At 67.4% G+C, this 25,169-nt stretch carries 24 protein-coding genes; 22 read left to right on the forward strand and 2 right to left on the reverse strand.

Annotated elements, in window-relative coordinates; all coding sequences use genetic code 11:
- The first annotated feature begins 135 nt into the window (after positions 1 to 135).
- From ACFWU5_RS12765 to ACFWU5_RS12840, 16 genes are all read left to right on the forward strand, one after another.
- Positions 136 to 579 carry a DUF5990 family protein gene (locus ACFWU5_RS12765; RefSeq protein ID WP_379267254.1) on the forward strand — a complete coding sequence of 148 codons (444 nt, stop codon included), beginning with the start codon at positions 136 to 138 and terminating at the stop codon, positions 577 to 579.
- Between the two features lie 143 nt (positions 580 to 722).
- The gene (locus ACFWU5_RS12770) at positions 723 to 2,189 is read left to right on the forward strand and encodes a glyceraldehyde-3-phosphate dehydrogenase (RefSeq protein ID WP_379267255.1); all 1,467 of its coding nucleotides are present in this window, start codon (positions 723 to 725) and stop codon (positions 2,187 to 2,189) included.
- Positions 2,190 to 2,314: 125 nt separating this feature from the next.
- Positions 2,315 to 3,739, forward strand: coding sequence for a hypothetical protein (locus ACFWU5_RS12775; RefSeq protein ID WP_379267256.1), 1,425 nt, complete (start codon positions 2,315 to 2,317; stop codon positions 3,737 to 3,739).
- Between the two features lie 113 nt (positions 3,740 to 3,852).
- Positions 3,853 to 5,088 carry an AAA family ATPase gene (locus ACFWU5_RS12780; protein WP_379267257.1) on the forward strand — a complete coding sequence of 412 codons (1,236 nt, stop codon included), beginning with the start codon at positions 3,853 to 3,855 and terminating at the stop codon, positions 5,086 to 5,088.
- Positions 5,085 to 6,305, forward strand: a complete 1,221-nt coding sequence (locus ACFWU5_RS12785) for a VWA-like domain-containing protein (RefSeq protein WP_379267258.1) — start codon at positions 5,085 to 5,087, stop codon at positions 6,303 to 6,305. Before ACFWU5_RS12780 ends, ACFWU5_RS12785 begins: the two co-directional genes overlap by 4 nt.
- A gap of 200 nt (positions 6,306 to 6,505) precedes the next feature.
- Positions 6,506 to 8,665 carry a SulP family inorganic anion transporter gene (locus ACFWU5_RS12790; RefSeq protein WP_379267259.1) on the forward strand — a complete coding sequence of 720 codons (2,160 nt, stop codon included), beginning with the start codon at positions 6,506 to 6,508 and terminating at the stop codon, positions 8,663 to 8,665.
- Between the two features lie 91 nt (positions 8,666 to 8,756).
- A complete protein-coding gene (locus ACFWU5_RS12795) occupies positions 8,757 to 9,230 on the forward strand; it encodes a TIGR02611 family protein (protein ID WP_379267260.1) in 474 nt (157 codons plus the stop codon).
- Positions 9,227 to 9,826, forward strand: coding sequence for a (2Fe-2S)-binding protein (locus ACFWU5_RS12800; RefSeq protein WP_379267261.1), 600 nt, complete (start codon positions 9,227 to 9,229; stop codon positions 9,824 to 9,826). The genes ACFWU5_RS12795 and ACFWU5_RS12800 overlap by 4 nt, the downstream gene beginning before the upstream one ends.
- A 101-nt stretch (positions 9,827 to 9,927) precedes the next feature.
- Complete coding sequence (thrS, locus tag ACFWU5_RS12805) at positions 9,928 to 11,985, forward strand: threonine--tRNA ligase (RefSeq protein ID WP_379267262.1); 2,058 nt, start codon at positions 9,928 to 9,930, stop codon at positions 11,983 to 11,985.
- Positions 11,982 to 12,536 (forward strand): HIT family protein, encoded by a 555-nt coding sequence (locus tag ACFWU5_RS12810; RefSeq protein WP_379267263.1) that lies wholly within the window; start codon positions 11,982 to 11,984, stop codon positions 12,534 to 12,536. Before thrS ends, ACFWU5_RS12810 begins: the two co-directional genes overlap by 4 nt.
- Positions 12,537 to 12,541: 5 nt before the next feature.
- Positions 12,542 to 13,204, forward strand: a complete 663-nt coding sequence (gene pgsA, locus ACFWU5_RS12815) for a phosphatidylinositol phosphate synthase (protein WP_379242510.1) — start codon at positions 12,542 to 12,544, stop codon at positions 13,202 to 13,204.
- Entirely contained in the window at positions 13,201 to 14,124 is a 924-nt protein-coding gene (locus ACFWU5_RS12820; protein WP_379242320.1) for a phosphatidylinositol mannoside acyltransferase, read from the forward strand. Before pgsA ends, ACFWU5_RS12820 begins: the two co-directional genes overlap by 4 nt.
- A complete protein-coding gene (locus ACFWU5_RS12825) occupies positions 14,121 to 15,245 on the forward strand; it encodes a glycosyltransferase family 4 protein (RefSeq protein ID WP_379267264.1) in 1,125 nt (374 codons plus the stop codon). Before ACFWU5_RS12820 ends, ACFWU5_RS12825 begins: the two co-directional genes overlap by 4 nt.
- The gene (locus tag ACFWU5_RS12830; protein ID WP_379267356.1) at positions 15,245 to 16,291 is read left to right on the forward strand and encodes an NUDIX domain-containing protein; all 1,047 of its coding nucleotides are present in this window, start codon (positions 15,245 to 15,247) and stop codon (positions 16,289 to 16,291) included. The genes ACFWU5_RS12825 and ACFWU5_RS12830 overlap by 1 nt, the downstream gene beginning before the upstream one ends.
- A gap of 151 nt (positions 16,292 to 16,442) precedes the next feature.
- Positions 16,443 to 17,363, forward strand: a complete 921-nt coding sequence (gene pdxS, locus ACFWU5_RS12835; protein WP_379242318.1) for a pyridoxal 5'-phosphate synthase lyase subunit PdxS — start codon at positions 16,443 to 16,445, stop codon at positions 17,361 to 17,363.
- A gap of 249 nt (positions 17,364 to 17,612) precedes the next feature.
- The gene (locus ACFWU5_RS12840) at positions 17,613 to 18,875 is read left to right on the forward strand and encodes an ATP-binding protein (RefSeq protein ID WP_379267266.1); all 1,263 of its coding nucleotides are present in this window, start codon (positions 17,613 to 17,615) and stop codon (positions 18,873 to 18,875) included.
- An 8-nt stretch (positions 18,876 to 18,883) separates the two neighbouring features.
- On the opposite strand, the gene ACFWU5_RS12845 is transcribed toward ACFWU5_RS12840, so the two are convergent.
- A complete protein-coding gene (locus ACFWU5_RS12845; protein WP_379242316.1) occupies positions 18,884 to 19,669 on the reverse strand; it encodes a hypothetical protein in 786 nt (261 codons plus the stop codon).
- Between the two features lie 118 nt (positions 19,670 to 19,787).
- Here ACFWU5_RS12845 and ACFWU5_RS12850 point away from each other — a divergent pair, with 118 nt between their 5' ends.
- From ACFWU5_RS12850 to ACFWU5_RS12860, 3 genes are all read left to right on the forward strand, one after another.
- Positions 19,788 to 20,522, forward strand: coding sequence for a sulfite exporter TauE/SafE family protein (locus tag ACFWU5_RS12850; RefSeq protein ID WP_379242315.1), 735 nt, complete (start codon positions 19,788 to 19,790; stop codon positions 20,520 to 20,522).
- Between the two features lie 37 nt (positions 20,523 to 20,559).
- Positions 20,560 to 21,357 (forward strand): inositol monophosphatase family protein, encoded by a 798-nt coding sequence (locus ACFWU5_RS12855; protein ID WP_379267267.1) that lies wholly within the window; start codon positions 20,560 to 20,562, stop codon positions 21,355 to 21,357.
- Between the two features lie 174 nt (positions 21,358 to 21,531).
- Positions 21,532 to 22,023, forward strand: a complete 492-nt coding sequence (locus tag ACFWU5_RS12860; protein WP_379267268.1) for a hypothetical protein — start codon at positions 21,532 to 21,534, stop codon at positions 22,021 to 22,023.
- A gap of 69 nt (positions 22,024 to 22,092) precedes the next feature.
- Here ACFWU5_RS12860 and ACFWU5_RS12865 read toward each other — a convergent pair whose 3' ends face one another.
- Positions 22,093 to 22,701 (reverse strand): hypothetical protein, encoded by a 609-nt coding sequence (locus ACFWU5_RS12865; RefSeq protein ID WP_379267270.1) that lies wholly within the window; start codon positions 22,699 to 22,701, stop codon positions 22,093 to 22,095.
- 80 nt (positions 22,702 to 22,781) lie between these two features.
- Between ACFWU5_RS12865 and ACFWU5_RS12870 the strand changes: the two genes are divergently transcribed.
- The 3 genes from ACFWU5_RS12870 (at position 22,782) to ACFWU5_RS12880 (ending at position 25,117) form a co-directional block, all read left to right on the forward strand.
- Positions 22,782 to 23,603: an acyl-CoA thioesterase gene (locus tag ACFWU5_RS12870; protein WP_379242311.1), complete on the forward strand. Its 822-nt coding sequence runs from the start codon at positions 22,782 to 22,784 to the stop codon at positions 23,601 to 23,603.
- Between the two features lie 44 nt (positions 23,604 to 23,647).
- Positions 23,648 to 24,268, forward strand: a complete 621-nt coding sequence (gene pdxT, locus ACFWU5_RS12875; RefSeq protein WP_379242310.1) for a pyridoxal 5'-phosphate synthase glutaminase subunit PdxT — start codon at positions 23,648 to 23,650, stop codon at positions 24,266 to 24,268.
- A 93-nt stretch (positions 24,269 to 24,361) separates the two neighbouring features.
- The gene (locus ACFWU5_RS12880) at positions 24,362 to 25,117 is read left to right on the forward strand and encodes a YebC/PmpR family DNA-binding transcriptional regulator (protein ID WP_379242309.1); all 756 of its coding nucleotides are present in this window, start codon (positions 24,362 to 24,364) and stop codon (positions 25,115 to 25,117) included.
- The last annotated feature ends 52 nt before the right edge of the window (positions 25,118 to 25,169 follow it).

The following is a 25,169-nucleotide window of genomic DNA, read 5'->3' on the forward strand; positions in this document are numbered from 1 at the left end:
CCACGGTTATTGCGCCCCCGTCCCCTAACATACCCCTAGACCAATTTTTCGGGCCCCTCGTTAACAACTTTGTCCCCCCCGGGGCGGTACACCGGGTTTTGGGGGGCACCCGGCCCGACACGCGAGGATGGTCGGATGCTTATCCGAATCGTCGGGACGCAGCTGCCCGGATCCTCCTGCCAACCGGCGGGAATCGCGTCGGCGTACACGAACATCCATGTCGGGGTGCAACGGAAGAACCGCCCACAGGAGTTGCTGGACCCACAACGGGGAGACGCCGACACGGTCACCTGGACCGTGGAGTGCACCGTCGACGGCGACGACGTGCGCGGTCCCTACATCCAGGGTCGGCCGGGGGAGCGGTTCCTGTACCTCAGCTGGGGCACCGTCGATGCCGCCGGTACCACCACCATGTTCCGGCGAGCCAAACTGATGCTGGCCGATGTCCCCGCCGAGGTCCTGTCCGCGGCGGCGCGATCAGGCGTACTCGAGGCGCGAGTGCGCCTGACCGACGCCGCCGGAAACCCGTTGTGCGCCAGAGTGAAACCCGCCTGGATCGACTGGACCGCCACGACCTGAGTGCCACAGCCTTTCGCTGCCCGACCGGCCGGCGCATCGGCTGACAGCGCGCGATCTCACCGGTGGGGAGTGGGCCGCGGTGAAATCAGCGTCCTCACTAGCATCGATGTAGCGCAAATATCGTTGAAACCAGAGGACGTGTGTTGAGTACCGAACAACTTGATCGCTGGAATGCTCAGGAAGCTGCCGCGGAGGCGATGATTCCGATCATCGGGACCCTGTATCGCAGTAAGGGTGTGACGATTCTGCTGCACAGCCGGTCGCTGGTGAACAAGTCGGTGATCAGCATTTTGCGCACGCATCGGTTCGCGCGGCAGATCGGCGGCGAGGAGCTGTCGGTGGATGAGACGTTGCCGTTTCTGCAGGTGATCAGCCGGTTGGATCTGGGGCCGTGCAAGGTCGATCTGGGGCAGCTGGTGATGGCGTATCACGCTGCGGGGCAGCGGCTTTCGGTCGAGGAGTTCACCACTTCGATGCTGGCGCAGGCCAGTGACGCGAACAAGGCGGTCTCGCAGGGGCCGCGCGATGTGGTGCTCTACGGGTTCGGGCGGATCGGGCGGCTGGTCACTCGGCTGCTCATCGAGAAGGCCGGGTCGGGTAACGGGCTGAGTCTGCGGGCGGTGGTGGTGCGTCGCGGTGGCGACGACGACCTGGCCAAGCGGGCGTCGCTGCTGCGGCGCGACTCGGTGCACGGGCACTTCAACGGCACGATCAAGGTCGATGTCGAGAACGAGACGATCACCGCCAACGGCAACGTCATCAAGTTCATCTACAGCGACGACCCGACCACGATCGACTACACCGCCTACGGCATCGACAACGCGATCCTGATCGACAACACCGGCCGCTGGCGTGACCGTGAAGGCCTGGAACAGCACCTGCGCCCCGGCATCGCCAAGGTCGTGCTCACCGCACCGGGCAAGGGCGACGTGCCCAATATCGTGCACGGCGTCAACCACCGCGACCTGGACCTGTCGCAGCAGATCTTCTCCTGCGCCTCCTGCACCACCAACGCGATCGTGCCGCCGCTCAAGGCTATCGACGACGAATTCGGCATCGTGCGTGGACATGTCGAGACGGTCCACTCGTTCACCAACGACCAGAACCTGCTGGACAACTACCACAAGGCCGACCGTCGCGGCCGCTCCGCGCCGTTCAACCTGGTGCTCACCGAAACCGGTGCGGCAGAGGCCGTCGCGAAGGCGATGCCGGACTTCAAGGCCAAGATCACCGGCAACTCGATCCGCGTCCCCACCCCCGACGTCTCGGTCGCGATCTTGAACTTGCAGCTGAAGCAGGACACCACCAAGGAAGACGTCCTCGCCTACCTGCGCCAGGTCTCCCTGGCAGGCCCGCTGAGCCGCAACCTCGACTACACCGCCGCCACCGACGCCGTCTCCAGCGACTTCATCGGCTCCCGCGCCGCCTCGATCATCGACGCCAACGCCACCATCGTCGAAGGCGACACCGCCATCCTGTACGTCTGGTACGACAACGAATTCGGCTACTCCTGCCAGGTGGTCCGCACCGTGCAATACATCTCGGGCATCGAATACCCGACCTACCCGCAGTCGGGTGCCGACACCCGCGCACTGGCCGACGCCCGGTAGCGACACGTCCGCGAGGCGGGCACCTGTTCCGACCAGGTGCCCGGCCGACCGCTTGTCGGGTCGGACATTGTTGTGCATACTGGCCACATGACGACAAGTGGAAAGGGCGTCCTCCGCCCGGGCCGTTGAGCCCCACGCCGGTCATCGAACCGGCAACCCTCCCGCTCGATCACGTCGACGATCCCCGCCTTGCCTTGTGGCTGCGCGTGCGCGAATTCGCTGTCCCACCCGCCATGATCGACACCGCCACCGCCCGCCGCACCGTCGGCGACTGGGCAGGCGCGTGCGCCGCGGCGCATGTCGACCTCGATCTCGATCTGCGTGCGCTGGCGCGAACCCATGGTCGAGAGCTGGCCGCCCGAGTGCGGGCCGATCTGCGCCATCTCGCACCGGATCTACTGCGCTGGCACCTACCGCGAGTCGCGCCCGACGGGTTGCTCCGGCCGGGATTGACAATGGTGCTGGCCCGATACGGCACCGCAGGTCAACCTGACGGCCTGGACGAAAATGACTGCGCCGGTGCGGCTTCGGTGCACCTGGTGGTTCGCACTCCGCCGACGTGGGCGACCGCCGGTCAGCGGATCAGCCTCGCGCTCTGGGACGCGGACCGACCCGAAGTCGGCCCGAACCTGCACCCACATCCGCGACCGAACCGGCGCTATCGGCTCGACCTGCACCCACATCTGTGGGACGCGCGCCACGCACATCAGCTGCGAATACGTTGTGGGACAGGTCAATTCGTGGCCTCCGAGCTCCCGATGCGGGTGCCCAGCTCGTGTGCGGTGGACCGCTGGCAGGCTGAGGCCGCGATCCTGCTGCGCACCGACCAGTGCGGGTCGGGGTTGGTCGCGGTGCGGTGTGGTGCGCGGAAACGGATCATCCTCGAGATCGGCGAGCACGATCTCGCGCAGTCGGGCCCACCCGCCTTGCGTATCGCGCAACAGGCCGTTCGCGGCGGCATCTCGGCGCTGCCGGTCCTGCCAGACGCGGCAACCTGGGTGCTGCCCGATCTCGAGCTGATCCGCCGAGGTGCGATCACCCCCGATCGGCTGCATCCGCTGGTCGCCTCGGCGCTCGGCGAAGCCTGCGAGCCGACCGAAACGCCGGGGACCAGCGGTGAGCGGCTCGTGGAATGCCGGGGACAGCAGCACCGAATCGGCGTGGTGGACGGCGTGCTCACCGCACTCGATCACGACCCGACCGAAATTCGGCGCGAGGAACTGCTGGTCGCGCTGACCGGCACCCCGATGCCCTGCCTGCAAGCCATCGACCGCACCCATCGCCGCCCGGACTGGCTGGACGTGGTTCGCGAACACCTGGACCACGGCGATATCGCGCGCGCGCTGACGGTGGTCGAGGGCGTGCTCGGCGCCGACGCGGTACTGCGCGACGGACCGCTGCGCACCGAGCTGGAAGCCGCTGTCCGGCAACGGATCACCTACGGCCTGTTCCGCGCCGGACTGCCCGCACCCGGTCGCGCCGACAATCCCGTGCGCCGACTTTCCCGGGCGCAGCGACGCACACATCCACGCCACGCAGCCTCGCGCTGATCCGTCGACACCGACCGACCTCCGCCACTGTCCGCTGCTCCACGGCTGTGGCAACCAGTCCCGCCGACTCGCGCGTGACCCCCAAACCTCCTCGACCCCAAGGTGATTCACACATGTCTGTTCACACACTGTGCCCTGCGCGTCCCAGCTCCCAACTCGACCTCGCAGGCGATCTGCTGACTCTGCTCGGCGAGGTCACCACCGAACCGCGCCCCGACACCCAACTCGACGCGTTGACCCTGGCCGTCGCCGCCGACCTACCGGTGCTGCTGTGGGGCGAACCGGGCATCGGCAAGACCGCCGCCCTGACCCAACTCGCCGAGTCCCTCGACCTACCGCTGACCACGGTGATCGCCAGTGTCCATGAGCCGTCGGACTTTTCGGGCCTGCCCATCATCGGCGACGATCCCGCGACCAAGGGTGTCCCGATGGCGCCGCCGGACTGGGCCGTGCGACTGGTACAAAACGGTCGCGGCCTGCTGTTCCTCGACGAACTGTCCACCGCCCCGCCGGCCGTGCAAGCCGCACTGTTGCGCGTGGTCCTGGAACGCCGGATCGGCACCCTGCACCTGCCGCCCGGCGTGCGCATCGTCGCCGCCGCCAACCCGCGCTCCTCAGCCGCCGACGGCTGGGAACTGAGCGCACCGCTGGCGAACCGTTTCGTGCACCTGCAGTGGGTGCACAACCACGATGTCGTCGTCCGAGGACTCGGCGGCACATGGCCGCGCGCGACCCTGCCGCGGCTCGACCACGAAAAGTTCTCCGAGGCAGTCACTTTCGCCAGACGCGCGGTGTGCACTTTGCTGGCGGCCAGGCCGAAACTGGTGCACCAACTGCCCACGACCGAAACCCGCCGTGGCGGAGCGTGGCCGTCGCCGCGAAGCTGGGAGATGACCGTGCGGCTGATCGCCTTCGCCACCGCCTCCGACGCCCGTCGCGACGTGTTGTCCCAACTGATCCGCGGCACCGTCGGCGACGGTGCCGGGTTCGAACTGCTCACCAGTATCGATCGAATGGATCTGCCCGACCCCGAAGTGCTGCTGGCCGACCCGGACGCCGCCGACCTGCCCGAACGCGGCGATCTGCGCCAAGCCGTGCTCGACGCGGTGGTGGCCGCGGTGCGCAAACGCCCGGAGAGATCCCGCTGGGACGCGGCCTGGGCGCTGCTGGTCAGGGCCGTGGAAACCGGTGCCCCCGACCTGGTGGTGGTCCCGGCGACCACCCTGGCCACCCTGCGGCGCGACAACTGGGCGATCCCCGCATCGATCGAACAGCTCGGCGCGATGGTGGCGGTAGCGCAGAGTGCCGACCGGGCCGCGGCCCGCGTGGCCGTCGAGGAAGGCCGATGACAGTGACGTCCGGCCTCGACCTCGACAAGCTGTATGCCGCACGCCTGCACGCCGTTTCGGCTCGGCCCTACCTCGCGACCGCCCTGTACGCGCTGCACATCGTCGAGTCGCCCGCGGTGCGGACCATGGGCGTGGACAAGTACTGGCGGTGCTATGTGTCGCCCGCGTTCGTGAACCACACGTCGGTAGAGGAGCTGGCTTCGATACTGGTGCACGAGGTTTCGCATCTCCTGCGCGAACACCACGCCCGCAGCGACCGCTACGCCGACACCCATGACCTGTCGGGCCCGGCGGAACGTCTGCGCATGAACATCGCCGCGGATGCCGAAATCAACGATGACGCCTTCGGTGACGGATTGGTCGTGCCGGACGGCGCGGTCACGCCGGGAACCCTGGGTCTGCTCGCGGGCGGACTCATGGAGGACTACCTGGATCAGTTCACCTTCGCGCGCGGAGCGCAGCAGTTGGGCTGGCTCGATTGTGGCAGCGGCGCAGACGGATCGGCCCGGGAGTGGGACCTGGGCCCCGACGGTGCCGACGGGCTCAGTGAACAGGAACGCGAAGGCGTTCGGTTCCGGGTGGCGCAGGGCATCGTCGGCAATCCGGGCAACGCGCCGCAGGGCTGGCGACGTTGGGCCGACCAGGCATTGCACCCGCCGCAACCCTGGCGGGACCTGCTGGGAGCCGCTCTGCGCGCGGCCGTTTCGGCCCCCGGCGTCGGTGAGGACTACACCTACGGCCGCCCGGCCCGGCGCAGCGCGAGCGTGCCCGGCGTCGTGCTGCCGAGCCTGCGCCGCACACCCCCACGCGTGGGAGTGGTCATCGACACCTCCGGCTCGGTCAGCGACGCCGAACTCGGCAGCGCCCTGCTCGAAGTCGCCGCCATCACCCGCGCCGTCGGCGGCCGCCGCGACCTGATCACCGTGTTCTCCTGCGACGCCGCCGCCCACATCGCCTACCCGCTGTGCCAGGCCGAATCCATGTCGCTGATCGGCGGCGGCGGCACCGACCTGCGAACCGGCTTCACCAAGGCCCTGCGCACCCGCCCCGACGTCATCGCGGTGCTGACCGACGGGCAAACCCCCTGGCCCAGCGACCCACCACCGTGCCGAACAATCGTCGGCCTGTTCCGCCGCGCGGATTCCTGGAGCGAGCACAACCCCGACTACATCCCCGATCGCCCGCCCACCTGGGCCCGTGTGGTCGACATCGGATGACGTCAGCCGTGTGACCGGTGTCACGGATTGGTGGCGATTCGCCACAAGTTGCCCGAAAAGCTTTCCTAGTGCTTGGGAAGTTCTTTACTATTGTCGCGGCCTTCGCGTCATGAGTCCGAAGCTCCACGAAGCCGTTCGCTGTTTCTCTTGCTAGTACATGTTCGACCGATGAACCGGGAGTGCGCTTCCGGCGAAGGAGAATGATGGCTACGAAATCTGTTCTGCGGCATGATGTTCCGGCGTCTGTGGTGGTGTTCTTGGTGGCGCTGCCGTTGTCCATCGGGATCGCGGTGGCGTCGGGGGCGCCGGTGGCCGCCGGGTTGATCGCCGCGGTGGTGGGCGGGGTGGTGGCCGGGTTGTTGGGTGGGTCGCCGTTGCAGGTGAGTGGGCCTGCGGCGGGGTTGACCGTGGTGGTCGCGGAGACGATCGCACAGTTCGGCTGGCGGGCAACGTGTTTCATTGTTGCCGGTGCGGGTGTTTTGCAGATTCTGTTCGGGCTCAGTCGGATTGCGCGCGCGGCGCTGGCGGTGGCGCCGGTGGTGGTGCACGCGATGCTGGCCGGGATCGGCATCACCATTGCGCTGCAACAACTTCTGGTGCTGCTGGGTGGGGTGTCGAGTCATTCGAGCCTGGCCAACCTGAGTGCGTTGCCCGCACAGCTGTCCGCGGCCCGCTGGGGGGATGTGATCGTGGGTGGGGCCGTGATGGTGATCCTGCTGGGGTGGAAGTATCTGCCGGCCAAGGTCAGGGTGGTGCCCGCGCCGCTGGTCGCGATCGTCACCGGTGCGGGGTTGGCGATGGTGTTGCCCACCGATATCGAGCGAATCATGTTGAACGCCTCGCTGTTCGAGTCCATGACGTTGCCGCAGCTTCCGTCGGGGCAGTGGTGGCAGGTGGCGTTCGCGGTGCTCACGATCGCGCTGATCGCCAGCGTGGAAAGCCTGCTCTCGGCGGTGGCCGTGGGGCGGATGCGCGACGGGCAGCGCGCCGATTTCGATCGGGAACTGCTCGGACAGGGTTGTGCGAATCTGCTGTCGGGGCTGGTCGGCGGGTTGCCCGTCACCGGTGTGATCGTGCGCAGTGCCACCAATGTCCGTGCGGGGGCGCGCACGCGGGCGTCGGCGGTGCTGCACGGGGTGTGGATTCTGGTGTTCTCGGTGGCGCTGGTCGGGGTGGTGGAACAGATTCCGAAGGCGGCGCTGGCCGGGTTGCTCATCGTCATCGGTATGCAGTTGGTGAAACTGGCGCACATCCGGCTGGCGCGACGCACCGGTGACCTGCTGGTCTACGTGGTGACCGTGCTCGGTGTGGTGTTCGCCAACCTCCTGGAAGGCGTGATCATCGGGCTGGGTCTGGCCTTCGCGTTGCTGCTGTGGCGGGTCGTGCGCGTGCACGTGCAGGCCACGCCGCTGCCGGACGGGAACTGGCAGGTTCATATCGACGGGTCGTGCACGTTCCTGGCGCTGCCGAAGATGTCGGCGGAACTGGCGAAGGTGCCCGCGGGTGCCGATGTGCGGGTGGAGATGACCGTGGACTTCCTCGACCATGCCGCGTTCGAGGCGATCGAGGACTGGCAGCGTCAGCACGAAAGCACCGGTGCGCGTGTCGATTTCGTCGAGATCGGGCCCGCCCGGATGGCCGATACCCCGGCCGCGCCGCCCACGCGCGGATTCGTGCGCGCCGCCATCGACGACATGCTGCGCCCGTGGCGGCACCAGAAGTCCGGTGGCCACGCGATGACCGCCGGGATCGCGGCCTTCCATCGCGGGCACGCGCACGTGGTCCGCCCGCACCTGGACGGGATGCACCAGGACCCCGACTCCTTTTTTCTCACCTGCTCGGATTCGCGGATCGTGCCCAATGTGATCACCAACAGCGGACCGGGCGACCTGTTCACCGTGCGCAACGTCGGCAACCTGGTGCCGGTCAGCGGCGACGACTCGGTCGAAGCGGCGTTGACCTTCGCCCTGGATTCCCTGGCGGTGCGCACCGTGGTGGTGTGCGGGCATTCCTCGTGCGGGGCGATGAAGGCGGTCCACAGCGCGGCCGACACCGGCGGCGGCCTGGGTTCCTGGTTGCGGCACGCCGAGCCGACGCTGCAACGGTTCCGCGCGGGTCATCCGGTGGCCGCCGCGGCCAGGGCGGCCGGATACGGCGAGGTGGATCAGTTGAGCATGGTGAATGTGGCCGTGCAGCTCGAGACGCTGGGACGCAACCCCGCCGTTCGTCGCGCGGTGGCCGAACGGGGGCTGGAACTGTCGGGATTGTTCTTCGACATCGCGGGCGCGCACGTGCTCGAGGTGACCGTCGACGGGGTTCGCGCCATCGACGATCACGCGGCACTCGCGGTCACCGGTTGACGCGGGTGGGGTGGGCAAAAACCCGCTCGTGGGCGGGGGCGAAGCCGTCACGTCGCGACCCGGCGGCGGTCGAACTCGTAGTGTGGACACCATGACCAGCGATTCGACCGCGGCCGAGCACGTCACCGACAGCGCCTCCACCGCCGAGCCGGGGCGATGGGACGCCGTCAAGGATCGCGGGCGCGCCTTCCGGGAACACATCGCCGCGCGCCCTACCCTCAACCTCGGTTACCGCATCGCCGTGGGCGTGGTCGGTGGGCTGGTGCTGCTGCTGGGGATCGTCGCGATCCCGTATCCGGGACCCGGCTGGGCGCTGGTGTTCGCGGGGTTCGGCATCCTGGCCACCGAGTTCGTCTGGGCCCACCACACCCTGAACTGGGTGCGCGGCAAGTACCGGATCGTCATGGACTGGTACACCTCGCGCGGCTGGTTCATCAAGGTACTGGGCGCGGTAGCCACCTTCGCCCTCGTCCTGGTGACGCTGTGGCTGCTGGGTACGTTCTCGATCATCGACGGGTGGATCGGAGTCGATTGGCCATGGTTGCACAGTCCCCTGATGTCGTGAGCACGGTTGCCGGCCGACTACTCGCCGATCCCGCGTGGGTGTCGGCCCGGATCGCCGAGATGAGTCGGTCGTGGGGCACGGAAACACCGAGGGTGGGCGGCACGCTGTGGTGGTGCATGGTCGCGTCGGCGCTGGTCGACCAGATCACCACCGCCTACGCATCCGGTCGACCCGCCCCGATCGCGACGCTGGACGGGCTCGAATGCGAGGTTCGCCCCGATGGGGGAGTCGAGCGCGTGCACTTCCGCGGCAAGTCTCCCGAGGCAGCCGTCGGAACCGCACTGCGCGAAACGCTGACCACGGTGATCATGCAGGTAGCGGCCGTTTCCGGCGCCGGAATCCCGGCCCTGTGGGCCATCGTCGCCGACGCGATCGGCAACCGCGCCCTCGACGCCGGTGCCCCCGAGGCAGGCACGAAACTGGCCGCCGAAATCGGCGCGAAACTACCTGCGCCCCGCTTCATCACGGTCGGCACCCGCACCTTTGTGAAACGCATCTCGTGCTGCCTTGTCTACGGGGTCCCCGGCTGCGAAATGTGCACCAGCTGCCCGAAACGCCCCTCCGCGGAGCGAACCGCCCTGTTGGCACAGACCTGAAAGATCTTTGCCACCTGGCCAAAAATCCCGAAGACACGGAACAGTAGGATCGTGCGTGCGGGATTTACCCCGCAGCCGCCAAGTCCAAGGAGAACCTCCCCGTGACCACCTCTGCACCCATCAGTCCTGTCGCCGTCGTCCGCGTGCCGGCCGGGACTACCGCGGGCGCAGCGGTTCGCGAAGCGGGGCTGCCGACGAAGGGCCCCGACACCATCGTGGTCGTGCGTGATGTCGACGGTGCGCTCAAGGATCTGTCGTGGACCCCCTCCGAAGACGTCGATGTGGAGCCGGTCGCCGCGAACACCGAGGACGGGCGCAGCGTGATCCGGCACTCGGCCGCGCACGTGCTCGCCCAGGCGGTGCAGCAGGAGTTCCCCGACGCGAAGCTCGGCATCGGCCCGCCGATCAAGGACGGCTTCTACTACGACTTCCAGGTCGACAAGCCCTTCACCCCCGAGGATCTGGCCAAGCTGGAATCGCGGATGAAGAAGATCATCAAAGGCGCGCAACGCTTTTCGCGTCGTGTCGTCGAGGTCGACGATGCCCGTGTCGAACTGGCCAACGAGCCGTTCAAGCTGGAGCTGATCAGCGACAAGTCCGGCATCGACGACCCGGAGATCATGGAGGTCGGCGGCAACGAGCTGACCATCTACGACAACCTCGACCCGCGCACCGGCGAGAAACTGTGGGGCGACCTGTGCCGCGGCCCGCACATCCCCACCACCAAGTTCATCCCCGCGTTCAAGCTGACCCGCTCCTCGGCCGCCTACTGGCGTGGCGACCAGGACCGCGAGGACCTGCAGCGCGTGTACGGCACCGCGTGGGAATCCACCGAGGCGATGGACGCCTACCTGGAACTGCTCGCCGAAGCCGAGCGTCGCGACCACCGCAAACTGGGCCTCGAGCTGGACCTGTTCTCCTTCCCCGACGAGCTCGGTTCGGGCCTGCCGGTGTTCCACCCCAAGGGCGGCATCATCCGCAAGGAGATGGAGGAGTACTCCCGCCAGCGCCACGTCGAGGCCGGCTACGAGTTCGTCAACACCCCGCACATCACCAAGGGCGCGCTGTTCGAGACCTCCGGCCACCTCGATTGGTACCGCGACGGCATGTTCCCGGCCATGCACCTCGATGCCGAACTCAACGAAGACGGCACCGTGCGCAAGCCCGGCCAGGACTACTACGTCAAGCCGATGAACTGCCCGATGCACAACCTGATCTTCCGTGCGCGCGGTCGCTCCTACCGCGAACTGCCGCTGCGGATGTTCGAATTCGGTTCGGTGTACCGCTACGAGAAGTCCGGCGTGGTGCACGGCCTGACCCGCGTGCGCGGCATGACCCAGGACGACGCGCACATCTACTGCACCAAAGAGCAGATGCACGCCGAGCTCACCAGCACCCTGCAGTTCGTCCTCGGCCTGCTGAAGGACTACGGCCTCGACGACTTCTACCTCGAGCTGTCCACCAAGGACCCGAAGAAGTACGTGGGTTCGGACGAGCTGTGGGCCGAGGCCACCGAAACCCTCGAAAAGGTCGCCGAGGCTTCGGGTTTGGATCTGGTGCCCGACCCGGGCGGTGCCGCGTTCTACGGCCCGAAGATCTCCGTGCAGGTCAAGGACGCGCTGGGCCGCACCTGGCAGATGTCGACCGTGCAGCTCGACTTCAACCTGCCCGAGCGCTTCGACCTCGAGTACACCTCCTCCGATGGCACCAAGCAGCGTCCGGTGATGATCCACCGCGCCCTGTTCGGCTCGATCGAACGTTTCTTCGGCGTGCTCACCGAGCACTACGCCGGTGCCTTCCCCGCGTGGCTGTCGCCGGTGCAGGTCGTCGGCATCCCGGTCGCGGAAAACTTTGCCCCGCACCTGGATTCGGTGATCGAGCGGCTGCGTGACGCCGGCGTGCGGGCCCAGGTGGACCGCAGCGACGACCGGATGCAGAAGAAGATCTTCAACCAGACCGCGCAGAAGGTGCCCTTCATGCTCCTGGCCGGCGCACGCGACGTGGAAGCCGACGCGGTCAGCTTCCGGTTCCGCGACGGCACCCAGGTCAACACCGTGCCGGTCGCCGACGCGATCGCCACCATCACCGCGTGGGTGCGCAACCGGGAGAACGCCTCGCCCACCGCGGAGGGATTCGAGATCGTCAAGGCTTCCTCATGAGCGAGCCCGTGGCCCCCGACGCCGGCTCCATCGTCGACGCCGGGGCGGGGCAACCCGACCGCCTGCAGCGGCTGTGGACCCCGTACCGGATGTCGTACATCACCGGCGAGGTCAAGCCCAAAGACGCGACGGGACATCCGTTCACCGATATTCCCAAGATGTCGGACGAAGACGGCCTGATCATCGCCCGCGGCGAGAATGTTTACGCCGTGCTCAACTTGTACCCGTACAACCCAGGGCACATGATGGTGGTACCTTACCGGCGAGTAGCCGACCTGGAGGACCTCACGCCCGCGGAAAGCGCGGAACTGATGGCCTTCACGCAGCGGGCCATTCGGGTGATGAAGCAGGTCTCGCGGCCTGCCGGATTCAACGTCGGCCTCAATCTCGGTGGTGTGGCCGGTGGTTCGCTCGCCGACCACCTGCACCAGCACATTGTTCCGCGCTGGGGCGGGGATGCGAACTTCATCACCGTGGTCGGCGGCGTGAAGGTGATGCCTCAGTTGCTGCGGGAAACGCGGCAATTGCTGGCGGAGGCGTGGGAGGAATAGAGAACGTGCTCAGCTTCTTCGGCCGCGAGACGTTTGCGAAAGCGACTGCGCCGCTGGGCAAAGCGCTCGTGCGAACGGGGCTCACCCCGGACGCGATGACACTGATCGGCACCGCGGCGACGATCGCCGCCGCGGTGACCCTGTTCCCCTCCGGACACCTGTTCTGGGGAACGTTGGTCATCTGGTTGTTCGTCATGTTCGACATGCTCGACGGCGCGATGGCGCGCGCCCGCGGCGGCGGCACGAAGTACGGCGCGGTCCTGGACGCCACCTGTGACCGGGTGGCCGACGGTGCGATCTTCGGCGGTCTGGCCTGGTGGGCGGTGTATCACGAGGGCAGCAAATCTTTGTTCGCGGTGACATTGGTCGTGCTGGTGACCTCGCAGGTGATCTCGTACGCCAAGGCGCGTGCGGAGGCCAGTGGGCTGTCCGCCGACGGCGGGCTGATCGAACGTCCTGATCGTTTGGTGCTGGTGTTGGTCGGTGCCGGGCTCACCGGTATCGGCGGGCACTGGGGTATCGACTGGCTGACCTGGGCTGTGTATGTGGCCATGTGGGTGCTGGCGGTGCTGAGCATCGTGACGGTGTTCCAACGGGTGTTGGCCGTGCGTAATTCGCCGGGTGCCCGGGTCGTTATTCCGCCCGCTGCGCCGCAGGAGGCTTCGTGAGTCTCAAAGATCAGGCCAGCGACTGGGGATACGCCGCGGGTTGGCGCCTGGTGCGGTCGGCACCGGAAGGGTTGGTGCGCAAGGTTTTCGACCTCGGCGCCGATCGGTCGGTGAAAGACGGCGGCCCGAAACAGTTGCGCCGCAACCTGTCTCGCGTCCTCGGCGTGCCCGCAGAACAGGTGCCCGATGAACTCATGCAGGCGAGTATGCGCTCCTACGCCCGCTACTGGCGTGAAGCGTTCCGGCTGCCGTCGATGGATCACACGAAGATCGACTACTACGTCGGCGGTCTGGAGAATGTCGACGCCGCCCTCGAACAGGGTCGCGGCCTGATCCTGGTGCTGCCGCATTCGGGCAACTGGGACATGGCCGGCGTCTGGTTGGTGCAGCACTATCAAACCTTCACCACCGTGGCCGAACGGCTGAAACCGGAATCGCTGTTCGAACGGTTCGTCGCCTATCGCGAGAGCCTCGGTTTCGAGGTCTTCCCGCTCACCGGTGGCGAGGAGCCGCCGTTCGTGGCCCTGGCGGAACGCCTGCGGCAGAACCGGATCGTGTGCCTGATGGGCGAACGCGACCTCACCGGCAAGGGCGTGCCCGTCGACTTCTTCGGCGAACGCACCTGGATGCCCGGCGGTGCCGCCAAACTGGCCATCGAGACCGGGGCCGCGCTGGTGCCCGTGCACGGCTGGTTCACCGTCGACGACGACGGCACCGAAGGCTGGGGCCTGAAAGCGGAACCCGCACTGGACGTTTCGGGCGGAGTCGCCGCGGCCACGCAACTGCTCGCGGACCGGTTCGCCGCCAATATCGCCGAGCATCCCGCTGACTGGCACATGCTGCAGCCGCTGTGGGAAGGCGACCTGTCCTCGGAACGACTGTCGCGGATCACCGCGAAGCAGAGCGGGGGACCGCGGTGAAGATCGGCATGATCTGCCCGTATTCGTTCGACGTCCCCGGCGGCGTGCAGGCCCATGTGGTCGAGCTGGCCCGGGTGTTCATCGAACGCGGGCACAAGGTGAGCGTGCTCGCCCCCGCCTCCGACGACACACCGCTGCCCGACTTCGTCGTCTCGGCGGGTCGCGCGGTCGCGATTCCCTACAACGGGTCGGTGGCGCGCCTGTCGTTCGGACCCATGGCGTACACCAGGATTCGCCGCTGGATCGACAGCAACGACTTCGACGTGCTGCACATCCACGAACCCAACGCCCCGAGCTTGTCGATGCTGGCGCTCAAGATCGCCGAGGGTCCCATCGTGGCCACCTTCCACACGTCGACCACGAAGTCGTTGGTGCTCAGCACTTTTCAAGGTGTGCTGCGCCCGTATCACGAGAAGATCAGCGGGCGGATCGCCGTGTCCGAGCTGGCCCGGCGCTGGCAGGTCGAGGCACTGGGGTCCGACGCGGTGGAGATCCCCAACGGGGTAGACGTGTCCGCCTTCGCGCGCGGCGAACCACTCGACGGGTACCCGCGCGCGGGCCGCACGGTGCTGTTCCTCGGCCGCTACGACGAACCACGCAAGGGCATGGACGTGCTGCTGGGCGCGCTGCCCGCGCTCATCGAGCATCATCCCGACGTCGAGATCCTCATCGTCGGGCGCGGTGACGAGGAGCGGTTGCGCCGCGTCGCCGGTGAGCACGCGGGTCACCTGCGCTTTCTCGGGCAGGTCTCCGACGAGGAGAAAGCCGCCGCGCTGCGCAGCGCCGACGTGTACGTCGCGCCGAACCTGGGCGGCGAGAGTTTCGGCATCATCCTGATCGAGGCGATGGCCGCGGGCACACCGGTGGTCGCCAGCGAACTCGATGCCTTCCGGCGCGTATTGCGTGACGGCACAGCGGGTTTGCTCACCCCCATCGGTGACTCCGACGCGCTGGCCACCGCCATCGACCTGTTGCTCACCGACAACGACGCGCGCGAACAGCTCGTGCGCACCGCCACCCAGGTCGTCGCCGAATACGACTGGCCGGTGGTGGCCGAGCAGATCCTGCGCGTGTACGAGACCGTCACCGTCGGTGACAACCGGGTGCGTGCCGCCGGATGATCACTTTCTCCGCGACCACAGTCCTTGTCCTCGGACTGATCGCACTGCTCGTGCTCGCCCTCGGCGTGTGGGCCTACTCCACCGCCAACCGACTCGACCGGCTGCACGTTCGCTCCGATCAATCCTGGCAGGCCCTCGACGCGGCCCTGGCCCGTCGCGCCGTGGTGGCGCGCGCGGTGGCGATGTCGGAGGCGGGACCGGTCAGCGCCGACCCCCGCCGCGCCGAACGGGCCGCGCTGCTGGCCACCCTGGCCGACCGGGCCGAACGCGTCGACCGCAGCGACCGCGAAACCATCGAGAACCAACTGTCCGCCGCGCTGACCCTGGTCGACATCGACCACCTGCGCCCCCAACTGGTCGCCGAACTCGCCGACGCCGAAGCGCGCGTGCTGATCGCGCGCCGCTTCCACAACGACGCCGTACGCGACACCCTCGCCCTGCGCACCCGCCGATCCGTGCGCGTGCTGCACCTGGGCGGTACCGCGCCGCTGCCGCACTACTTCGAGATCACCGAACGCGCCACCCCCGCCGCGGCCACCGGCCTGGTCGTGCACACCACCCGCACGTCGGCGCGGGTGGTCCTGCTCGACGAACAAGACCGTGTGCTGCTGCTGCGCGGGCACGACCCGATGATTCCCGAGATCGCTTTCTGGTTCACCGTCGGCGGCGGCGTGGAACCGGGGGAGAATCTGCGCGACGCCGCGGTCCGCGAAACCTACGAGGAAACCGGCCAACGCATCGACGCGGCCGCCCTGCGCGGACCACTGTGGCGACGTGTGGCGGTGTTCCCGTTCAACGGCGAACTCATCCGCTCCGAAGAACTGTTCTTCACCCTGCGCTGCCACGGTTTCGAATGGCGGCCCGCCGACCTCACCGCGCTGGAACGTCGCACCATCACCGACCACCGCTGGTGCACCGCCGCCGACATCCGCGCCCTCGACGCCGCGGGCGAAGCCGTCTACCCGTATCACCTCGACGAGCTGCTCGCCGAAGCTGTGACCGCGGCCACCGACGACACCCAGCACGTGGTGCGCTCGATCCGCTGACTGGCGACCACCGGACAAGGCCAGCGGTGGGCTGGGTCTGCATCGCCGCTGGTCGTGACAAGGCCAGTGGTGCTCAACTGGCTATGAAGGCCGAAAACGGGCAGCTCTAGAATCGACGGTGACACGTACCCGAGCGACTTGATTGGCGCCCATGACACAGGAGACAGCCGTGACTACGCCTGAGACCACCAACACCGTCGGCACCGCCCGCGTGAAGCGCGGCATGGCCGAGATGCTCAAGGGTGGCGTGATCATGGATGTGGTCAACGCCGAGCAGGCCAAGATCGCCGAAGACGCAGGCGCCGTGGCCGTGATGGCGCTCGAGCGGGTGCCCGCCGACATCCGCGCGCAGGGTGGCGTGTCGCGGATGAGCGACCCCGACATGATCGACGGCATCATCGAAGCCGTCTCCATCCCGGTCATGGCCAAGGCCCGCATCGGCCACTTCGTCGAGGCGCAGATCCTGCAGAGCCTGGGCGTGGACTACATCGACGAGTCCGAGGTCCTCACCCCCGCCGACTACGCCAACCACATCGACAAGTGGAACTTCACCGTCCCCTTCGTCTGTGGCGCCACCAACCTGGGCGAGGCCCTGCGCCGCATCACCGAAGGCGCGGCCATGATCCGCTCCAAGGGTGAAGCAGGCACCGGCGACGTCTCCAACGCCACCACCCACATGCGCACCATCCGCGGCGAGATCCGCCGCCTGTCCTCGCTGTCCGAGGACGAGCTCTTCGTAGCCGCCAAGGAACTGCAGGCCCCCTACGAGCTGGTCCGCGAGGTCGCCCAGACCGGCAAGCTCCCCGTGGTCATGTTCACCGCGGGCGGCATCGCCACCCCCGCCGACGCCGCCATGATGATGCAGCTGGGCGCCGAAGGCGTCTTCGTCGGCTCCGGCATCTTCAAGTCCGGCAACCCTGAACAGCGCGCCGCCGCCATCGTCAAGGCCACCACCTTCTACGACGACCCGGACGTGCTGGCCAAGGTCTCCCGCGGTCTGGGCGAAGCGATGGTCGGCATCAACGTCGAAGAAATCCCCCAGCCCCACCGCCTCGCCGAACGCGGCTGGTGATCCTTCGCCCGAAGTTGTTCGGGCACTGAGTAACTCAGGTGGGCCCGTCCGTTTCCGGACGGGCCCACCGTCGTCTGCGCTCCTGAGGGCTGGCCGGAGGCTCCTTCGGTGTCGGCGGCCAGGGCTGTGTCGCCGATCACCGCGCCTGTGCTGAATCAGCGACTTCGAGGTTGCAGAACAGCGACTTGGATCCGGTAGATCAGCGGGTTTGTGCTTGCAGAACAGCGACTTATGCGATGTCATGGTGTCGTGACCTCTGCCGATATCCTGTTCCGACATGCCCTGCCGTGGGCGACTGAGCTCGTCGAATCTTTCCCCGCAGTCGTCATCGAGGGTGCGCGACAGGTAGGGAAGAGCACGCTCGCCACGATGCTCGTCGAAGGCTCGGAACGCCCCGGTCGGTACCTGACTCTGGACGACGACATCATGCGGTCCGCAGCGCAGAACGACCCGCAGGCCTTCGTGAACCAGCTGCCCGACGGGTTGCTGGTCATCGACGAGATCCAGCGTGCCCCGGAACTGCTGTTACCGATCAAGGCGTCCATCGACCGCCACCGCACCCCAGGCCGATTCCTGCTCACTGGGTCGGCTGATCTGCTACGGCTCGAACGGACGCCCGACTCGCTCGCCGGCCGAGCCGTCACGCTGCCACTGCGGACCCTGAGCCAGGGAGAGATCAACGGTCGCGTCGATGACTTCGTGACTCGCTTTCTTGTCGGCGTGGATCCCTTCGGCGTCCGCTCGGCCGTCTCGCGTGTGGACTACGCGAACATCCTCGCCGCAGGTGGGTACCCGGAGGTCTTTCGGCGGTCGCCGCGACTGCGCAGGGCCTGGTTCGACGGCTACGTGGAACGCATCGTCCAGCGAGATGCCCGCGATGTCCGGCGTCTCGTCGATGGCAATCGTTTGGCGACCGTCCTGCGCCTGATCGCGGCAAACCAAGCCGGTGAGGTCGTCCGGGCTCGCCTTTCGCGGGATGCGGATGTCCCCGAGACGACCATGACCGCCTACCTCGATCTCGTCGAGACGCTCTATCTCGTCGAACGGATCCGGCCGTGGACGGGAAACCTCACAACGCGCCAGACCGGCAAGGCCAAAGGGCTCATTACCGACTCCGCGCTCGCGATGCATCTAGCCGGCATCACGGCTGAACGTGCCGCTGCGCTCGTCGGCGGTGGTGAGCTGCTCGGTCCGCTGCTCGAAGGTCTCGTGGTCTCCGAACTGCGCAAGCAGCAGACCTGGAGTGACACCCGGTTCTCTGTCTTCCACTACCGCGAGTCGTCAGGCGTCGAGGTGGACGTCGTCATCGAGTTGGACGACGGTCGGGTTCTCGGCCTCGAGGTGAAGGCGAAGCAGACCTACAAACCCGAGCACTTCCGTGGACTACAGCGGCTTGCCGAGCGCCTGGGTGACAGGTTCGTCGGCGGGATCGTGCTCGGCACCGCAGACCATGGTGTGCGATTCGGCGAGAACCTCGTGGGACTACCTATCTCCTCCTTGTGGGAGCTCTGACCGTGCCGTTACGGCTGGCCCGCTGCATCCTCGGTGTCGGTGGTGAGGGCGTCGGCGTAGTTTTCGGCGTAGCCGAGGATGAGGTGGCGTTGGGTGGGGAGTTGGACGGCTAGTTCGTGCCAGGCGATGGCGGTGGGGGAGCCGTAGAGGTGGGTGAGGTCGGTGACCAGGGCGGCTGCTTGTTCGGGGGTGGGGGCTACCGGGCGGGCGAAGGCTAGGAGCGAGGCGCCGATGGCTATGTGGCGGTAGCCGTGGGTGGTCATGCGGCGGATGACGGTGTGGTTGTCGTAGGTGGACCAGTCGTCGGCGAAGTAGCCGTTGGGGATGCCTGCGATGGCCAGGTCGTCGCGGTCCACGGGGACACGTTGGATCAGCACCACGTCGTCGACCACGCGGTCGGGGTTGCGGTTGGCGGCGACCAGGGCGGACAGTTCGTCCTCGGAGGCGTTGCGGGTGTCGCGCAGTGCTTCCCAGGGGATCCGCGCGGACGGGGTGTCCAGCAGGGCGGCGATCCGGGTGACGGCGTTGTTGTCGAAGTGGTGGGAGGCGACGGGGTCGTCGTGGTCGGTGCCGTCGTCGTCGACCAGGCCCAGCGTGGCGTGCATGCTCGTGTACGCGCATTGGCCCAGGTCGTCGAGGGTGCACAGCACGCGCGCGTCGGGGTGATCCATGCGGACCAGTTCCACCGCGTCCAGCAGTTGCGCGAAGGTGGTGACGTCGTCGAGCCGGGCAACGGTGTTGGAGTCCAGCCGGTTACGTCGAACGGGTGGTTCGCCCGGCTCGAAAGTCGTCATCTGCACTCCGCCATCCTGGCACGGGCTTCGGCGTGTCGAAGTGATCCCGCGCCGCTGGTGGTCTAGGCGGGTCTTGCCCGAAAATTGCTGCCAACTGGGCATACCGTACAGTCGGTCCGTGACCGCGCTCGACTTCTTCTTGCTGGTCGTCGCGGGATTGTTCACCGGTTTGATCGGTTTCGTCACCGGGATGGCCTCGATCGTCTCCTACCCTGCGCTGCTGGCCGTGGGCCTGCCGCCGGTGGCGGCCAATGTCACCAACACGGTCGCCATGGTCGCCGTGGGTGTCGGCGCGACCGCGAACTCCGGGCGCGAACTGACCGGCCGCGGGCCCACGCTCGTGCGATGGGCGGTGTTGTCGGCGGCGGGTGGTGCACTGGGCGCACTGGCCCTGGTGGTCGCCCCCGATGACGCGTTCGAGGTGATCGTGCCGTTTTTGGTCGCGCTCGCGTCGCTGGCCCTGCTGGTGCAACCGGTGGTGCGCCGTCACGTCGGCGAGCTCAACGCCCCATGGATCATGCCGCTGGGCATCCTGCTCATCTCCGTCTACGGCGGCTATTTCGGTGCGGGCGCGGGCGTGATCTACCTGTCGATGATGCTGCTGTGCACGTCCGAATCCGTGTGGAGCGCTTCGATTCTCAAGAGTTTCCTGCTCGGCATCGCCAACCTGGTCGCCGCGATCGGCTTCGCGTTCTTCGGGCCGGTGCACTGGGGTGCGGCACTGGCGTTGGGCGCGGGCGCGCTGGTGGGTGGCTGGTGTGGGCCGCCGGTCGTGAAAGTGATCCCGCCCAGCGTGTTGCGGGTGACGGTCGGTATCTGCGGACTGGGCCTGGCTGTGTACCTGGCGAAGTAGGACGTCAGGGTGCGGTGCGGTCCGTACTCTGGAGTCGGTGCACCTTTCGGATAGTGAAATCGCAATCCACGCAACAGAAGTCGCTTCGCAGGTGATTCGCTCGGCGTTCCACGCCCCGCTCGCGCGCTATGTCAAACAAGGCGATGATTTCGCCACGCAGGTCGATATCGCGGCCGAGAACGCCATCCTCGAAGTCCTGGCCACCGCGTGTCCCGGCGACCGGTTCTCCGCCGAGGAATCGGGTGTCACCGGGACGGCTCGCAGTGGGCGGACCTGGTTCATCGATCCACTGTGTGGGACCAGGAATTTCGCGGTCGAGACTGCCTTGGTGGCGGTGAACGTCGCTCTGCGGGAAGGTGATTCGATCACGGCCGCAGCGACCGCCGATCCGTTCGCCGACGAGGTTTTCTGGACCGCGGGGCACGGCGCGTTCCTGCGCGCGGACGGCCGCGACCAAGAGCTTCAGCCGCAACCCGACAGTCGCCTCGTCGATGTCGATCTGGACAACCCGTTCCCCTGGTCGACGCCCGCGCAACTGTTCGACGCGAAAGGCTTTGCGGGACAGTTCCATCCGCGAGTGCTGTCGACCTCGCTGGCCCTGGCATGGGTCGCGGCCGGCCGCCGCGCCGCCTACATCACCGGCGGCGATCTCCGCGACAGCGTGCATTTCGCCAGCGCGATCGCGATCTGCCAGGCGGCGGGCTGCGTGGTCACGGGCCTGGCCGGACAACCCCTGCACACCGCGCCCCACGGCCTGATCGCCGCCGCCGACAGCGACACCCACGCCCAACTCGTCGACGCGATCGCCGGCCTGCGGCCCGCGACCGGGCAGTAATGCTGGGATACACCACAATCCGACCCAACTCACAGACCCAAGTTGTCTGTGTCTCAGGGTTTCCTCAAAAATGCTGGGTAGCGTCCGGGCCGTGGCATGGAGGCCTGCGCTGTCTGGCGCAGTTCCGGGCCGTCGCCTCCCCGGGCGAGAACCGACCCGAAGTAAGGACAGTGAATGATGTTTCGTAGGACCGCACGAGTCGCGATCGCAGGCATGGCCGTGGTTGCCGCGCTCGGTCTGAGCGCGTGCAGCGACGACAAGGGCACCGCCAAGCCCGCACCGAAGACCACCGCCGCGGCCCAGGCGCCTGCCTCGGACCTGCCCGCAGTGCCGACCGTCGAGCAGCTCAACGCCCAGCTGTCCACCGCGCTGGACCCGACGGTCCCCAACGACCAGAAGCTGGACTTCGTGCAGGGCATCGAAGCCGATCCCGAACTGCCCAACCGTTTGGCACAGGCTGTCCAGGAGAACAACGTCACCGTGCTGGTCACCAAGGTGACCTCCTTCGGTGAGAGCGTCACCGCCAACGCCGACTTCGGCCTCAACGGCCAGGTCAACCCCGTCGACGTGCCGTTCGTCGCCGACGCGGGCAAGTGGAAGGTCCAGAAGTCGTGGGCCTGCGGCATGCTCACCAACCTGGGCCAGACCTCGGTCGCCTGCGCCTGATCGTTTCTCGCACGAGCCCCGTTCGGAAGTTTCCGGACGGGGCTTTCGCGTATCCGAACCGAAGCCGGTTCAGCTACGCAACGCCGCCCGATCGGGATGGTCCCAGCGGACCGTCCAGGTTGCCGCTTCGGGATTTTCGGCGGTGTGGTTGCGTAAGGCGGGCAACGTCCACTGCTGGTCGGGCGGTGTAAGTCGAAGGGCCGCTTGGTCGCTCAGTTCCAAGCGGATGGTGAGATCGAATTCCAGGCCTCGCCCGAGCAACATCGGACCCGCGAGAACCAGCACCAGATCGGCTTGGGCGGCACGAATCGCCGCCCGCGCCGACCGATCCAGATCCTCGTCCCACAGCGCGGGCAACCACCGGCCCTCGGTTCGCATCGAGGTCAAGATCTCACGTTCGATCGCCTCGTAGTCGAACCATGCTGTGCGATAAGACCATTCGTCGTCGCGACCGTATTCCATGCGCAAGGACGCCGGGCGAACGAAATCGTGCACCGACACCACCGCCGCTGAACGGCCGCGATCCGCCAGAACCTCGACGATCTGGCGGGCGAGCTCGACAGGCTGCGCGGCGTCGGCCCCGTCGACCGCGACCACCCGCCGTCCCGGCAGGTCGGCGAGCGTGTCGGCGACCAGGCCGGCGAGGGCCCGCGGTGAGGTGGGAGTGAAGGTGGGCATCGGTGGCATCTCAGCACATTTCGGGGCGTCGCGCCGAGCCGGACATACCGCCCGGTCGGCGAGACGATAATCTCGAGCACATGGCGACAATCGAAGAGGCGCTCGCGATCGAGCGGCTGGAGCGCGACATCTTCCGTGGTGCGTCCACGGAATCCCAGCTACCGCGCACCTTCGGCGGTCAGGTGGCCGGGCAGGCGCTGGTCTCGGCGGTCAGCACCGTGGACCCCACCTTCCAGGTGCATTCCCTGCACGGCTACTTCCTGCGACCGGGCAACCCGGAAGAACCCACCGTCTACCTGGTCGAACGCATCCGCGACGGGCGTTCGTTCTGCACGCGGCGCGTCACCGGGGTGCAGGACGGGCAGGCCATCTTCATGATGTCGGCGTCGTTCCATCACGGCGACGAAGGGCCCGAACACCAGGACGTGATGCCCGCGGTCGAAGGCCCCGACAACCTGCCCGACGCCAGCGTGAGCATGAGCCCCGAACGGCTGTGGGCCATGCGCGAATGGGAACACTGGGACATTCGCACGGTCCCGCAGGACCAGGTCGTGGCGCGCGACGGCGCCGTGTCGCCGCAGCAGGTGTGGTTCCGGTACCGGCACCCGCTGCCCGACGACCCGATGTTCCACGTCTGCACGCTGGCCTACATGAGCGATATGACGCTGCTCGGCTCGTCGAAGGTCACCCACCCCGACGAACCCACCCAGAACGCGTCGCTGGACCACGCCATGTGGTTCCTTCGCCCGTTCCGCGCCGACGAATGGTTGCTCTACGACCAGTCGTCGCCCTCGGCCGGCTTCGGTCGCGCGCTGACCGGCGGCAAGATCTGGGACCGCGAAGGCAACCTGGTGGCCGCGGTCGTCCAGGAAGGCCTCATCCGCACGCCCCGTCACAAGTGAGCGTGAGCGCGCCCACACCGACCTCGCTCGTAAGATCGACGGCTGTGAACGCAACCTCGACCCCCACCCGGCCCACCATCGGCGTGCTCGCACTGCAGGGTGACGTGCGTGAACACGTTGCCGCGCTGCAACATTGCGGCGCGAACCCGGTGCTGGTGCGGCGGGAGTCGGAACTGGCGGCCGTGGACGGGCTGGTGCTGCCCGGTGGTGAGTCGACCGCGATCTCCAAGCTGCTGCAGGCGTTCGACCTGCTGGAACCGTTGCGGGCGCGGCTGCGCGACGGGCTGCCCGCGTTCGGGTCCTGCGCGGGCATGATCCTGCTCGCCTCGGAAGTCCTCGACACCCGTGCCGACGCGCAGCACCTGTCCGGTATCGATATGACGGTGCGGCGCAACGCTTTCGGACGACAGGTCGACTCCTTCGAAACCGACCTGGACTTCACCGGCCTTGACACCCCCGTGCGCGCTGTGTTCATTCGCGCCCCGTGGGTGGAGCGGGTCGGTGACGATGTCGAGGTGCTCGCGCGCGTGCCGCACGGGCCCGCGCAGGGGCGCATCGTGGCCGCCAAGCAGGGCAATGTGGTGGCGACCTCGTTCCATCCCGAGGTCACCGGCGATCTTCGCGTCCACGAACTGTTCGTCGACCTGGTGCGTTGCGCGCGCTGAAAGCCCGCGTCCGCACCCGTGACCGGCGGTGAGTAGGCTGGTCCGAGCTTGTCCGGCCGGGCAGACGCGCAACCGACTTGAAGGAAGTAGGGCATGAGCGGCCACTCCAAATGGGCCACCACCAAGCACAAGAAGGCGGGAATCGATGCCAAGCGCGGCAAACTCTTCGCCAAGCTGATCAAGAACATCGAGGTGGCGGCTCGCACTGGTGGTAGTGACCCTGCGGGCAACCCGACGCTGTTCGACGCCATCCAGAAGGCGAAGAAGACGTCGGTCCCCATCGACAACATCGAGCGCGCCCGCAAGCGTGGCGGTGGTGAAGAAGTCGGCGGCGCCGACTGGCAGACGATCATGTACGAGGGCTACGGGCCCAACGGCGTGGCCGTGCTGATCGAGTGCCTCACCGACAACCGCAACCGCGCCGCGGGCGAGGTCCGGTTGGCCATGACCCGCAACGGCGGCAACATGGCCGATCCGGGTTCGGTGTCGTACCTGTTCGGTCGCAAGGGTGTGGTGACCCTCGAGAAGAACGGGCTGTCCGAGGACGACGTGCTCGAGCATGTGCTCGATGTCGGCGCCGAAGAGGTCAACGACCTGGGCGACGCCTTCGAGATCATCAGCGAGCCCGGCGATCTGATCGCGGTGCGCTCGGCGCTGCAGGCCGCCAACATCGACTACGACTCCGCGGAGTCCGGTTTCCAGGCGTCGGTGCTGGTCGCGGTGGACGCCGAGGGTGCTCGCAAGGTGTTCAAGCTGGTCGACGCGCTCGAAGACAGCGACGATGTGCAGAACGTGTACACCAACGTCGACATCTCCGACGAAGTCGCCGCGGAACTCGACGACGAGTAGGTCTCATGTCCGTTGAACCGCCCCGGCCGTGAATTCGGCTGGGGCGGTTCAC

Origin of the sequence: Nocardia sp. NPDC058640 (assembly GCF_042716995.1) — a bacterium.
Lineage (GTDB): Bacteria > Actinomycetota > Actinomycetes > Mycobacteriales > Mycobacteriaceae > Nocardia.